The sequence below is a fragment of the Candidatus Saccharibacteria bacterium oral taxon 488 genome, assembly GCA_013099015.1.
Taxonomy (GTDB): Bacteria; Patescibacteriota; Saccharimonadia; order Saccharimonadales; family Saccharimonadaceae; genus Nanosynbacter.
Genome location: CP039998.1, coordinates 780,911 through 794,561 on the forward strand (window position 1 = coordinate 780,911; position 13,651 = coordinate 794,561).

Here is a 13,651-nt window from a genome sequence, read left to right on the forward strand (position 1 = left end):
AATGTTTATTTATATGAGAGCTAACTCTTGATGCGCGTACCGGCGACACCATTGATGGCATCAGCGGTTTTTTCGAGCGAGGTGATAATCGCCGTGCGCCCCGAAGCACCAGCCACAAAACTCAGTGCCGCTTGGGTCTTCGGTAGCATTGAGCCGGCCGCAAACTGCCCAGCATCAATGTGCTGCTGCAGCTCCTCGGCCGATACCTCGCCAAGCGCCTGCTCTGTTGGCTGGCCAAAGTTGATCTTGGCCGCATCAACCGACGTCAGGATTAGCAGCGTATCGGCCTCCAGCATATCCGCTAGCTTGGCCGCGCCAAAATCTTTATCAATTACCGCAGCTACGCCGCTCAGTTGGCCCGATGCATCACGTAGCACCGGAATGCCGCCGCCGCCAGTCGAGACCACCAACACACCGGCGTCAACCAGCGCCTTGATGACGGGAGCCTCGACAATTTCCTGAGGCTTCGGTGACGGCACCACGCGCCGCCAGCCACGACCCGAGTCCTCACGTACTGTATAACCACGCTCGGCCTGCACTTTTTTGGCCTCTTCTTCTGAATAGAATGGCCCGATCGGCTTGGTCGGATTTTGAAATGCTGGATCAGCCTGATCAACCACCGTCTGAGTAACGATACTCACTGCATACTTATCATGCACACCGCGAGTTGCCAGCGCATCGTGCATCGCCTGCTGCAGCCAAAAGCCGATCAGCCCCTGACTCATCGCACCAGAATCTTCTAGCGGCAAGCTCGGCACCGCTTCGGTGTTAATCGCTTCCTCATGCAGAACGATGTTACCAACCTGCGGGCCATTGCCATGGACGATGGCTACGCGGTGTCCGGCTTGAATCAGCGGTAGGAGCTGGGCGATTGTCTCGTCAGCCACTCGCTGCTGCGCCTGGGACGAAGCCTCGCCCTGACGTTGCAGGGCATTGCCTCCAAGCGCGACGACAATGGTTCGTGCCATAAATTACAACACTCCAAACACTGCAATAGTGCCCATGCAGATTATCGCAAACACAACTATAATCGGCAGCGTTCTCAGCAGGTATTTACGGTACGACACGCCAGCTAGGGCCAAACCGCCCATCAACGAAGCAATCGTCGGCGCTATCAAGTTGACCAAACCAACAGCCGTCGTATAACCGGCCACGATCATATCCTTGCCTGCGCCAACCAGGTCAGCAATCGGCGCTAAAATTGGCATGGTTGCTGCAGCTAGACCGGACGATGAAGGAATCAATACGCTCATTGGCAGATAGAATATGAACGCCAAAATACCAATAACACTGCTACCCGCCGATTTCAGTAGGTCTTCGCCCCAGTGAATGACTGTATCTTGAATAGCACCATTATTCATCACCACCGACACACCTGTTGCCACCGCAATAATCAATGCTACTGGGAGCAGATCGCCAATACCTTTTATAAAGGTATCAACCAACGCTATGTTCTGCTTTCTGAATTCTTTTCGGTAAATAAAACCAACCAAAATTGCCGACAGCAAGAACAGAACTGATATCTCACTAAAATACCAATTGCCGAGCGCTACATTATGACTTGCTCCCATCAGCGCACCGAAGACCGGCAGGCTAGCAAGCCATGCATGAAAATCGCTAAAGATTTTGATGCCAAAATCTTCCCATGGAATCAGCGACAGAACCATTATCAGAAAGCTTAGTCCAAAGACTGCCATAATCGCTTTACGCGTACCGGTAAACTTTGGCACATTATTCATGTCCAAAGTAGTTGCAACGGTTGGTTTTGTGCGATCATCTTTGGCATATTTGCCAGATTTAACCTTTGCGGCGTAGCGCATGGTGAAAATAATTGCCGCAATCAAACTTAGCCCAAGCACTGTAAATTGAATTGGGAAAATATTAGCCAGTGGCATATCGGCAGTGCGGGCAGCAATACCGGTTGAGAACGGGTTAATCGTCGAACCAATTAAACCAGCGCCCGAACCTAGCACAATCACCAAAACAGCTGTCATCGCGTTGTAGCCAGCAGCAATCATGATCGGGATAATGAGCGCATAAAACGCCACTGTTTCCTCTTGCATGCCGTAGGTGGTACCACCGATAGCAAAAAATATCATCAAGATAGGAATCAGCCACTTTTCCTTGCCTTTCATTTTCAAAAGCATAGATCCCAGCATGGCGTCCAGCGCGCCAGTTTTCATCACTACGCCCAAGAAACCACCAAGGATCATCACAAAGATGATCACATCAAGTTTCTCGGCCATGCCCTTAACTGGAGCAGTAACAACATCCCATGCACCCTGACGAACATCGCCTGTTACGGTCTCCTTCCCGTTTTCGCCTTTCTCAGTTTTGACCTTTTCCGACTCTTTGTATGTACCAGACACGCGAATCGTCTTTGACGGATTGTCTGGGTCTTTCTTAGTCTCATAAGAGCCCGACGGGATCACCCACGTCAGTCCGGCCATTATAATAATGACTAAGAACAGTCCTGCGAATGCTGACGGCGAGCGCAGAAGCTTTTTCTTTACTTTTTTCATTTTTTCTACCATGTCCGGAGCCTCCTTTACTCCTGTATTAGACATCTACAGCGTCAAAGCGATAACCGCCTTGATGGTATGCATACGATTTTCCGCCTGGTCAAAGACGATCGAATTCGGCGAACGGAAGACGTCATCCGTCACCTCCATCGCCTCTAGCCCGAAATCGTCCCTGATGTGCTGGCCGGTCGTGGTCAACGCATCATGAAAGGCCGGCAAGCAGTGCATGAACTTGACTTCAGGATTGCCGGTGAGGTTCAGCATGTCGCGATTAACCTGGAAGTGACGCAGCTGATTGATGCGCTCGGCGAACTTATCCTCTTCGCCCATCGACACCCAGACATCGGTGTAAACGACATCGGCACCGCGCAGGGCTTCCTCAAAATTATCAGTGATAGTAATCCGCCCGTGGTTCTGGTGCGCTAGCTCATGCGCGTGATGGACGAGGCCCTCCTCAGGGAACAATTCACGCGGCGCTAAAATCCGAAAGTCCAGTCCCATAATTGCCGAGCCGAGCAGCAAACTATTCGCCATATTGTTGCGGCCGTCGCCGACAAACACCAGCTTGACGCCGTGCAGCCGACCAAGGTGCTCCTCGATAGTCATAAAATCGGCTAGAATCTGCGTTGGATGGAACTTATCAGTCAATCCATTCCATACTGGCACGCCGGCGTGCTTCGCTAGATCTTCTACCGTTTTGTGTGCAAAACCGCGGAACTCAATACCGTCAAACATCCGGCCCAGCACCTTGGCGGTGTCCTCGACCGTCTCTTTCTTGCCAAGCTGAATATCGTCCTTGCCAAGATATTCCGGCGCGATACCGAGGTCGTTAGCCGCCACCGTAAAGGCGCAGCGCGTCCTGGTTGAGGTTTTTTCAAACAATAGCGCAATATTCTTGCCCTCATGAATCCGATGCGGCGTACCAGCGTACTTCATCCGCTTATACTCATTCGCCGTCGTTAGTAGCAACCGAATGTCACCCGCGGTAAAATCACCCAGTGTCAAAAATGATCGCCCTTTCAAACTTTGTGCCATTATACATCCTCCCGTACTAGCGGCATACTCATACAGCGCGGACCGCCGCGGCCGCGACCAAGCTCAGCACCGCTGACTTCAATAACTTCAACGCCGTGCTCGCGCAGTTTTTGGTTGGTGACGTAGTTGCGGTCATACGTCACCACCACGCCCGGCGCAATCGCCAAGGTATTGGAGCCGTCGTTCCACTGCTCGCGGGCTGCTGCGATCGGATCGCCGCCGCCACATTCGATCAGGGTAACGCTCGGTAGGCCCAAGGCTACTCGCAAGACATGCTCGAGATCCGTCTCATGCGTAATGCGCGGGAACGGCTGACCCTCAACCTTTTCCAATACGAAACAATTCATCTTGCCGCCACGATCGCGGATTTCTGGATGAATGGTAAACTTGTCCCGATCAATCATAGTAAATACCGTGTCCAGGTGCATGAAGGCGTGCGACTTTGGAATCTCCATGGCAACGACTTTCTTAAAGCCAGAGCCAGCAAACAGTTTCGTCGCCATCTTTTCAATCGCCTCAGCCGTGGTGCGCTCCGATACGCCGATGGCCATCACTTCACTGCTCAATACCAGCTCATCGCCACCTTCGATTGAGAACTTTTCGTGACGATCATACCACACCGGCACATTCTTATTAGCAAACCGCGGATGATGATCAATGATGTAGCGCATGAACAGCGACTCACGGCGACGCGCTGGCCAGTGCATCTTGTTGATCGTCAGACCATGACCGATGGTCGCAGCTGGGTCGCGGGTAAAGTATAGATTTGGCATTGGATCGAGATAGAATGGATAGTGATTTTTCTCAATCATATTATGCAATTGCTGGTGCTGGTCTGGCGGCAGCGTGATCTCATCCTTGCGCACACCAGCCATAATTTTACGCACCATCGCGTTCGTCGGTAGATCCAGCAGGAACTGGCGCAGCACCCTGGTGACGCGGCGTGACCCTTGCTTCGAATTTGCCAACATTTCATCAACAAACTGCTCACGTAGTTGATCAGTATATAGCGCTTCGGTCACCAGCTGATCGAGATACAACACCTCGACACCGTGATCACGCAGCACCCCAGCAAACGCATCATGCTCCTTTTGGGCGACCTGCAAATACGGAATGTCGTCAAACAGCAGATCAGTCAAGTAGTCTGGTGTTAAGTTTTCTAATTCTTCGCCCGGACGATGCAACAGCACCGCCTTGAGTCGGCCAATTTCTGATGTAATATGTAATGGATCCATACCCCCATCCCCTTTTTGTTTATGGTTATACTAACAATATAGCATATACCGACCAGAACGCAAGCGTCATCCAGAGGCTAGCTCACCGCCGAATGATGGCTAACGACGACTCGACTGTCAGCCGAGCCGGGTGGCGCCTCAGCCACTCATCGACCGCCCGCGCGGCGCCCGGCAAGGCTTCATTGGCATAGTCATCAACGATGATAGTCGCCGTTTTCTGAAACTTGCCGTCGCACAGGCGAAATGAATCGGCAATTGATTCATAAAAATCGCCGTCAAAAAACGCAAAACTGATACTTTCCGGCACGTCCTCAGGAGTGAAATCAGCAAACCAGCCTTTGTGAATAATTGGCAGTTTCAAGCCAGCCTTTTTAAAATTCTGGATGAAGGTTTTGCGCGGCGCCAACAATTCGCCAGCTTTGAACTGCTCGCCGGCAGCGCTGTTGTCTGCTTGAGTTTTTTCTGGTAGGCCAGCAAACGAATCGTAAACATGAAACTCACCAGCAAAATTATAGGCGTCCAATAGCCGCCGAATGAACAAACTAGTTGTGCCGACATAACAACCAAACTCCACAACGTTACCAGTCGCGCCGCTTCGTAGCACCGTCTCCAGCTCCCGCAGCAAAACGCCGAGTTCTTTGGCGTCAACTTGATTGGAAATGATGGGATATTTGGCGAGGAGTCGGTCGGTGATCATTACTACTATTAGTATACCAGTTTCTCTTCATGCTAAAATCATAGTATGAAAATTGCTAGTCCTGCGTTCGCCGAAAACGCTAAAATACCAAAAGTTTACTCCAAGCTCGGCGGCAACCAACGCCCGCCGCTCGAGATCAGCGACGTGCCAACAGACGCCAAAAGTCTGGTAGTTGTCTGCCATGACCCTGATGCGCCTGGGCGCGATGGATTTTATCATTGGACGGTTTGGAATTTGCCGAGCAAAACCACTGAAATTACTAGCGAGTCACTGTCCCTAGGCGCCGTCGAAGGGGTTACCAGTTGGGGCCGTCCTGGTTGGGGCGGGCCGCAGCCGCCGTTTGGCACACACCGCTATCAATTTTACGTGTACGCGCTGAACACGACACTGGACTTACCAAGCGACACCAAACCAAAAGAGCTCATCGCTGCCCTCACGCCGCACACCATCGACCAAGCTATGCTGACTGGAAAATTTGGCGTGTTGGATATTTTGCGGCGGAGCTCGTGATTTAATTGTTCTAGAGATAATTTATTGAACACTAAATAGTATAAAAAGTTAACACAAACAAGTTGTATTGAGATGCTCTATTATATTACGTGCATGAAACTCAATAAATGCTGGCGGCAAAGCATTTCCAATCATCGTAGCAACACCAGCTTTGCCCGATCTGAACGAAAACTTATAATTAACAGGGAATGTCTGCAAAAGCGCTGCCTCTCGAAGTGTAATAACACGATCTTCCTCTGGATGTAAAAATCGACCCTTTGACGGGTTATTACATCCTCCCGTAATAGTCGGTGCAGGCTTATCCCACGCCATACGACCATAGACATCCTTAAATCCATTCGTTCGTTTATGACATTCAAGTTGATATTCTTCACTGAGATCGGTACGACTACCGCCGTCTTTTGGAATCATAGTAATAAGTCTTTTCACTTTTTCAGTAGGATTACTCAAGGCATCATGCAGTGGATCATTACTCAACCCAGCAATTGGCAGAAGTGATATAGCGTCGCGAACAGTTACTACTTTATCTTCGTCAACTTCTTGCTTTACAACTTTTATATTATCAAGTCGAGAAGCTAGCATAATCATACGCCTACGACCCTGGGGGACTCCATAGTTAGACATCTTTAATACCTTATGGTCGACGTGATAACCAATATTTTTAAGCTCTTCAATTAATCTTTTTAATCGAACATCCTTATTGAGTGCTGGTACATTCTCCATCATGATAGTCTTTGGCTGAAGCGCTGTCGCAAAACGAAACACCTCATAGATAAGCTCGTTTCTCGGGTCATTTCTTTGACCTCTATTGCGAGTACCTATCGTTGAGTAGCCCTGACACGGCGGACAGCCAGCTAGCAAATCTAATTCTCCACTCATTAAGCCGAGCTCTTCCATATATTTAATCGGGTCCACCTTTGTAATATCACTAACCTTGAGATTAACCCTTGGGTGGTTCATTTGATAACTTTCGGCGTAGGTTGGCACACTTTCAATGGCGCCAATAACATTAAAACCAGCCTGCTTTAAGCCTTGCGTTAATCCACCAGCCCCACTGAAAAGATCAATTGCTGTTCGTTTTTTCACTCTTCATCCACCTTTCGTTTTGAACTGATGAAATTACTACAACTATTGTATCTATTATCGAAAATTTTGTGTAGTCTTTGGCGTTTTAATCTTTATCGAGTACTATGTCATGTAGACCAGAGTCGTAATAGTAGTTGACAATTTCGCCGTTACTAATCAATTCAATCACTCTATCTAACACATCCAGCGGTACAATATACCACTCATTTGGTGTGTAGTTAGTACCATCTGGTAATTTCAGTGATATATTTAGTCTTACCTCGGCAAAGAAATGATGGATAAGGTGTTCTAATTTTTGAGTATTCATATTGAGGCACTTGTATCTAGCGACCGTTTCTACTGGCGCATTGAGATAGGTTGGATCATTTTGCGCATTCTTTATCCGATTTTCGACAGAGCCAGTAGTATAACCTATTTTATAGAGGTTTTGTAGGTTTTGCACTTGAGGTTCTTCACTGAGTGATCTTAGGATATAAATATAACCAGTCACTTGGTCATTGTTCGTCTCATCACTCCACTCCAAATCTGTTTGATAATTAGCGGGTACGATTCTCGCACCTTCTTTTGCTCGATAGAGCGTTCGTGCAAATGAACGAAGTAGAATATTAGACTCTGTGCCATTTTCATATATAACACGCAAGCGCGCGTTAACTTTGCCATTAACCTTGAAGTTATTGTCACGACTTTCGACATACGCCAGCCGACCATTAAATACAAAATATCTGCCTGGCAATATCTGATATTCACTGCTGATACTACTACGCAATAGTTCACCAGATATTAACCCAGAATGAACATCCTTAAACCCTTGCTCGTATTTAGCAAAGTCTCTACTTTTACGTGCCCGCGCTATATTTTCAGCTTTCTTAATATTAGCTGGAACATTACGCATAGTTAATATACCAGTTTGGTCATTAAGTAAACCAAACCTGTCACCAGCAAATATCTCATCTAGAGTTTCGGGGGCTGGCACTGGCTTTAATAGCCCATGGATATCTAGACCCTCTAGTATCTTAGTTTTATCATCGTCCAAAATTAAAGCACGAAGCCGAACACCAAGTTTGCGCTCATATACGTCAGTGGTACTCACTTCTGGGATACGACCATATTCAGCATAGAAGTCGTTGATCTCTAGAAATGCATCAGCCAATCTATCATCAGGAGTGGACGCCTGTGTTTGCGGACTGATTTTAAGTAAATCGTGTTCGTCACTATCAAAAATCCTTCTAAGCCTATCAGACATTACTACCTCCTGAAGCTATATCTTCACGTTTTTTGCGCTGTAAATAGGACAATACTTCGGCCATGCGCTTTTCTTGCTCATTTCGCGAATTAATATCTGGTTTACGGCCATGCAATTCATAGAATAAGTTGATTTTTGGCCAAAGCAATTCTGCTTCTTCTTCAGTTACATCAATTCGTGTTGCAGCGATAGCTTCTTGAATAACACGCAATACCTGAGTGGTTACAGATTTAGACAGAATCTCAAATGCTTTCTGGAACGGATTTACCGAGTCAATAAGATCAATGTTGATTTCATCAATATTGACGAACTTATCAGCCATCTTGATAAAACGCCGATCGCCCACCTCTTTTGTCTCACCATTCTTAATTACTGAATCGACCACAACTTGCTGGCGAAGCTCTTCTATCTGTGTTTCGGTTAAATCCGGGTATCGTTCACGGATGATCTTTGGGATTAACACCTTGTTGGTAACCTGTGGATCAAGATTAGTAGCAGAGGCCTTAATGATGATTTCATCCTGTAATATATTAGCCTTTAAGTCGTTAAGGTCGGTTTCGATAATTTGTTTTACTCGATCGCTGCTTGGCTCCTTGAATCCACGAATACTGATAATCCCCTTAGGACGGGTTGAAGCATCATCGCCAGTCGTCTTTGTCTTGAACTTAAAATTTGGTGCGAGTACCTGCTCCATGAGTAATGATCCCGTGATAGCCTTTAGCATATTATTAACAGATAGCTTCACTTCATCAGTAGTAGCCTCGGGTTCAGTAATTAGGTTAGTAAACTGAGCCTGCGTTTTATTGGAACTATCACGTGTACAACGACCAATAATTTGGATAATCTCTGTCAGTGATGCACGATAACCAATAGTTAGAGCATGTTCACAGAAAGGCCAATCAAAACCTTCTTTAGCCATACCTAGAGCAATAATAATGTCGACAGCGCCTATATCCTCCTTAGCGACTTGACTCAGGTAAGTTAAGGTTTTCGCACGCTTTATTTGGTCAGTATCATCCACAAGATCAGCAGCCTTGATGATCTTACCATCCTCATGTCGCTTAACGTGGATAATGCCCGTATCATCGTCTTGATAAACCACCTCGCCAATAACACTAAGGATCTGACCAACTTCCTCTATTTTATCCTTAGTCGATTCACCGCTATTAACATTTGGTATGTGTATAATAGTTTTTTTATCAGTGTTAAGCACTTCATGAATAGCTGAAGTGTATTGGCCTTGATAAAAATGGTAACCAATACCTAGTGATTTCAAATACTCATAACCATTTAGTTGATCATAATAATTAAATGTCACTGGTGAGAACTTAGCTTCGTCTTCTGGCAGTAGAATAGGTACGGCATCACCGCGGAAATATGAACCAGTCATGGCGATAATATGTATATCACTACCACTCATAACATCTCGGAGTAGACTACCAAGCCGGCTAGAGCCAACATCTGATGATACATGATGAAACTCATCAATTGCTAATACACAACCATTGAATGCGTCTGGCGACAAAGCTTCAAAAGCAAGCCTCAGCGTAGCGTGCGTACAGATAAGGATAGGATCATTACTATTCATAAATGCCACAAATGCTTCAACTTTGCTTTTTTCAGCACCAGGAGTGCACAGATTATTCTTATCGTCAACTTCCCAATTAGCAAAAAAGCCATGTGACTTCAGATCAGTTGTCTCAAAAGAAGCACCTATAGAGCGTTCTGGTACTGATACGATGATCTTGCGACGATTTTGATTGAATAGCTTATCTAGACCAACAAACATCAAGGCACGAGATTTACCAGATGCTGGAGGCGCCTTTATGAGTAGATATTTAGAGTGACGTTGCTCATACACACGCCGTTGCATTTCGCGCATACCCATGCTGTTAGTGCAGACACTATTGCCAGTCTGATTATATTCAATACTAATAACATTTACTGGCCGTTTTTTGGTGTTCATGCAGACCTCTCTTTTGATGTTATAGTTTCATATAAGTTAAATATGTATGCAAGGCGTTCCTCGTCACTTTCGAATGGTTTCTTGCGGTAGATTTTATCCACGACGCCATCAAGCGCCTGATGTGCAAGACGCAAATCATCGGGCATTTTATCTGGGTCGTACATTTCGGCAATAGTCTTTTCTGGATGATTCTCGCGAGCATCCAGAACAGCAAATGATTTTTCTTCGATATTAGCCTTTTCTATATCGGTCAATACTGGAACTGGAAAGTTGTTGTATACGATAGCAGAAGAATATCGAAAATCTGTTTTAAGTCGACCAGCTACTGCGCGTACCCACATCATATGCATGCGACTTGAGAGCAGCCCAAAAATGTATGGCTCAGCATCATAAACAGCGTTAGCGGCATCAGATATGACAGTGTCTTTGCTTAGATAGCCTATCGGCAAATACTCACGACGCTCTGAAGAAACACGAGGGACGATTATTGAGCTGGTCGGTTTATAACTAATTTGTACAAAACGGTATGGTCGATTGGCGTAGTCACGGGTGCTTTTAGCATTACTTCCAGCTCTGTTGTTAGCTACTTTCTCTAACCTTTGTTTGATGCCAGGTATCATACTTGCTGAGTCGTACTGATCACTCGTAATCCATAGACAGTATCGGTCTATGCCGCGAATATACTCTGCAGCTCCAAGATATTTCTTGATATATTTTGCGGACTCCTTTGACTCTGATAGTAGTATTCTGCGGTCGGCTGGCGACAATACTAAGAATCCACCGTCTCTTGGCATAGAACCAAACACCATATCTGGTAGATTAGATATGGAGTGATTTCGCCGATTGATAAACAAATCTGATCGACCAGCAGCAAGATATCCGTTGATATTATCTACCTGAGTCTGGACCCCTTCAGTAAATATATACTTAGGTTTTGTACTTGGATTGCGTAAACTCACAACGCATACTGTTACCCCCGCGTTATGCTTGGCATTATTTTCCCATTTGAATGAAGTGTACGCAAAACCAATTTCTACACCATACTCAAAAATCTTTGGAAACATGAGCCCTACATGTTCACCTTGTGTCACAGAGTTAGTGGCGACAAATGCTAATTGAGCATTTGAGCCAGCAATATATCGAGCACCCTTAATAAACCATAACGCAATGTAATCAAGATTTTTGGAGTATGGCTCGTCATAAAACACATATTCATAATCTCGTTTTTGGGTAGAATTTTGTAATTTTGCACCAACATAAGGTGGATTGCCAATAATATACACTTCATCATTGGCACTATTTGGACACACGTCTTGCCAATCAATTCGGGCCGCATTACCGTGTATGATACTTCCAGTTTCTTTCAGGGGTATGAGAGGCAAGTCGATGCCAAACTTTTCAGTAAACTCCATATTCATCTGGTGCTTAGCAAGCCAAAGTGAAAGGATTGCAACCTCGTGAGCGAAATCGTCAATCTCAATACCATAAAAATTTTCAATATCTACACGAGAGCCAAGCAGAGCCTGCTGCATCATACCTGTTAGCTCACCCTTCCGTTCAAGAATAGCATGCTCAAGTTTGCGTAATTCTTTGTAGGCGATAACCAAGAAATTGCCAGAACCACAGGCTGGGTCAAACACTTTTATGCTACCGATCCTCTCCAGTAGCCGCTCCAGCCTCTTATTGTCGTTAAATACTCTATCAAACTCTTCTTTTAATTCATCGAGAAATAATGGCTCAATTGTTTTCATGATATTAGGCACACTAGTATAATGCTGACCCAGACCAACCCGTTTTCCTGGGCGGATAACTGCCTGAAACATACTACCAAATATGTCAGGATTAATATCGCTCCAATCGAGCTTGCTCGAAGCTTCAATTAGCAGATCACGAGCCTGCTTATTAAACTGTGGTATCACAGCAAAGTCTTTGGAAAACAACCGACCGTTTACATACGGGAATGCCGCTAAATAAGCTGGGTAGACTGATTTATCCTCATCGTCTAATGCCTCAAATAACACCAGTAAAAACTCATGCATGTCAGAGCCGTCTTCTTGTGTGTACGATCCAACAGCATCAACAAATTGGTTCTTTTGGAATATTCCAGTATCCTCTGCAAAGAAACAGAATAGTAAACGGGTAAAAAATATCGTAAGGTTATGCCACTCATCGGCAGTCTTGTAATTGTTATGGGCAACGAGTATATCAAAAAGTTTTGCCATCTTCTCGGCAGCCCTAACATCGGCATGGTTATCAGCGATAAACTGTGTTTTCTCCATTCCCGCCCAGGGCAGAAAATATGTGTAGTGCTTGTCAATTTCCTGAAGCTCAATATCGAGTGGCTCGCTTGTCTTAGTGTCTATTGCAAGGAGTTTTTTATAGTTAGTAACAATAATAAACCTAATACTATAGCGAACGATAGAGGGGCTAGTCTTTAGGTCGTCAACGACCGCATATAATTCATTGTCCGAAACGTCCACGGGTTTAAAATAGACAACTCCCTTCTGAGCGATCTCGTTAACCCTATCTTCAGCAACATTGAGCTGACCATTGCGTAGACGTGTAATGTTGGCTGGTGCTCGACCGTAGGCAGCTAGCAAATCAAATATAAAATCTTTGTTGTAGGTCAACTTATCACCAAGAGGTTTTACATTATTCTCAACATCTTTTAGTGTTATACGCATAATTCACAATATATTATATCTCAAATTACTTTACTAGGGCGCAACCGTATCACAATCCTTTTTTAGTTAACTTTGGTTGATTGATTTGTTCTTAGCTTACAATGAACTTAGCAGAAAAACCTTAACTGACCAAAGAGTAACTATGTAATATTTATTAAGTTTATAAGCATCATCTATCATTGTCATCACTCAGCAAACTGACTATTATAAAGCTCAGCGTAAAAGCCGTTTTTCTTCAGCAGCTCGTCGTGCTTGCCTTGCTCGATGATGTTGCCATCGCGGACGACCAATACCAAATCAGCGTCGCGGATAGTGCTCAGCCGATGAGCGATGACGAAGCTGGTTTTGCCCTGCATCAACTTGTCCATGGCTTTTTGGATGAGCACTTCGGTGTGAGTGTCGACCGAGCTGATGGCTTCATCCAGAATGGAAATACTACTCTTTTATCATCTAAGGCCGATGTTTATTTTATATACTACCCAACACTAACCCGATTGGACAAAATTACCCGCTCGGCTTATACTATTTTTAGCGTCGGGGTGTGGCGCAGCTTGGTAGCGCGCACCGTTCGGGACGGTGAGGTCGTCCGTTCAAATCGGATCACCCCGACCACGGTAATTATTTAAAGCGTATGTTCACCACCTAGAACCTCTGGCAAGTATAAAAGCAAAGG

General features: G+C 45.6%; 10 protein-coding genes, 1 tRNA gene and 1 pseudogene. 2 read left to right on the forward strand and 10 right to left on the reverse strand.

Annotated features, from left to right (window positions below):
• Window positions 1-20: 20 nt before the first annotated feature.
• The 5 genes from arcC to FBF29_04210 all read right to left on the reverse strand — a co-directional run bounded on the left by arcC (window position 21) and on the right by FBF29_04210 (window position 5,489).
• On the reverse strand, window positions 21-968 hold the full coding sequence (gene arcC / locus FBF29_04190; GenBank protein QJU07862.1) for a carbamate kinase: 948 nt from the start codon (window positions 966-968) through the stop codon (window positions 21-23).
• Between the two features lie 3 nt (window positions 969-971).
• Window positions 972-2,567, reverse strand: coding sequence for a YfcC family protein (locus FBF29_04195; protein ID QJU07863.1), 1,596 nt, complete (start codon window positions 2,565-2,567; stop codon window positions 972-974).
• Window positions 2,568-3,557: an ornithine carbamoyltransferase gene (argF, locus tag FBF29_04200; GenBank protein ID QJU07864.1), complete on the reverse strand. Its 990-nt coding sequence runs from the start codon at window positions 3,555-3,557 to the stop codon at window positions 2,568-2,570.
• On the reverse strand, window positions 3,557-4,792 hold the full coding sequence (gene arcA, locus FBF29_04205) for an arginine deiminase (protein QJU07865.1): 1,236 nt from the start codon (window positions 4,790-4,792) through the stop codon (window positions 3,557-3,559). The genes argF and arcA overlap by 1 nt, the downstream gene beginning before the upstream one ends.
• 82 nt (window positions 4,793-4,874) lie before the next feature.
• Window positions 4,875-5,489, reverse strand: a complete 615-nt coding sequence (locus FBF29_04210) for a hypothetical protein (GenBank protein ID QJU07866.1) — start codon at window positions 5,487-5,489, stop codon at window positions 4,875-4,877.
• Window positions 5,490-5,534: 45 nt separating this feature from the next.
• Between FBF29_04210 and FBF29_04215 the strand changes: the two genes are divergently transcribed.
• Complete coding sequence (locus FBF29_04215; protein QJU07867.1) at window positions 5,535-5,999, forward strand: YbhB/YbcL family Raf kinase inhibitor-like protein; 465 nt, start codon at window positions 5,535-5,537, stop codon at window positions 5,997-5,999.
• A gap of 48 nt (window positions 6,000-6,047) precedes the next feature.
• On the opposite strand, the gene FBF29_04220 is transcribed toward FBF29_04215, so the two are convergent.
• The 5 genes and pseudogenes from FBF29_04220 to FBF29_04240 all read right to left on the reverse strand — a co-directional run bounded on the left by FBF29_04220 (window position 6,048) and on the right by FBF29_04240 (window position 13,406).
• A complete protein-coding gene (locus FBF29_04220) occupies window positions 6,048-7,085 on the reverse strand; it encodes a DNA cytosine methyltransferase (GenBank protein QJU07868.1) in 1,038 nt (345 codons plus the stop codon).
• Window positions 7,086-7,170: 85 nt separating this feature from the next.
• The gene (locus FBF29_04225; GenBank protein ID QJU07869.1) at window positions 7,171-8,328 is read right to left on the reverse strand and encodes a GIY-YIG nuclease family protein; all 1,158 of its coding nucleotides are present in this window, start codon (window positions 8,326-8,328) and stop codon (window positions 7,171-7,173) included.
• Window positions 8,321-10,294 carry an ATP-dependent helicase gene (locus FBF29_04230; GenBank protein ID QJU07870.1) on the reverse strand — a complete coding sequence of 658 codons (1,974 nt, stop codon included), beginning with the start codon at window positions 10,292-10,294 and terminating at the stop codon, window positions 8,321-8,323. Before FBF29_04230 ends, FBF29_04225 begins: the two co-directional genes overlap by 8 nt.
• A complete protein-coding gene (locus tag FBF29_04235) occupies window positions 10,291-12,978 on the reverse strand; it encodes a class I SAM-dependent DNA methyltransferase (protein QJU07871.1) in 2,688 nt (895 codons plus the stop codon). Before FBF29_04235 ends, FBF29_04230 begins: the two co-directional genes overlap by 4 nt.
• A 185-nt stretch (window positions 12,979-13,163) precedes the next feature.
• Window positions 13,164-13,406: pseudogene (locus FBF29_04240) on the reverse strand (ABC transporter ATP-binding protein).
• Between the two features lie 107 nt (window positions 13,407-13,513).
• On the opposite strand from FBF29_04240, the gene FBF29_04245 reads away from it, so the two are divergent.
• Window positions 13,514-13,590, forward strand: a tRNA-Pro gene (locus FBF29_04245).
• Window positions 13,591-13,651 lie beyond the last annotated feature (61 nt).

Bases quoted from the DNA above. Each gene is read 5' to 3' on its own strand.
- arcC (QJU07862.1), bottom strand. From the start codon at position 968: ATGGCACGAACCATTGTCGTCGCGCTTGGAGGCAATGCCCTGCAACGT.
- FBF29_04195 (QJU07863.1), bottom strand. From the start codon at position 2,567: ATGTCTAATACAGGAGTAAAGGAGGCTCCGGACATGGTAGAAAAAATG.
- argF (QJU07864.1), bottom strand. From the start codon at position 3,557: ATGGCACAAAGTTTGAAAGGGCGATCATTTTTGACACTGGGTGATTTT.
- arcA (QJU07865.1), bottom strand. From the start codon at position 4,792: ATGGATCCATTACATATTACATCAGAAATTGGCCGACTCAAGGCGGTG.
- FBF29_04210 (QJU07866.1), bottom strand. From the start codon at position 5,489: ATGATCACCGACCGACTCCTCGCCAAATATCCCATCATTTCCAATCAA.
- FBF29_04215 (QJU07867.1), top strand. From the start codon at position 5,535: ATGAAAATTGCTAGTCCTGCGTTCGCCGAAAACGCTAAAATACCAAAA.
- FBF29_04225 (QJU07869.1), bottom strand. From the start codon at position 8,328: ATGTCTGATAGGCTTAGAAGGATTTTTGATAGTGACGAACACGATTTA.
- FBF29_04230 (QJU07870.1), bottom strand. From the start codon at position 10,294: ATGAACACCAAAAAACGGCCAGTAAATGTTATTAGTATTGAATATAAT.
- FBF29_04235 (QJU07871.1), bottom strand. From the start codon at position 12,978: ATGCGTATAACACTAAAAGATGTTGAGAATAATGTAAAACCTCTTGGT.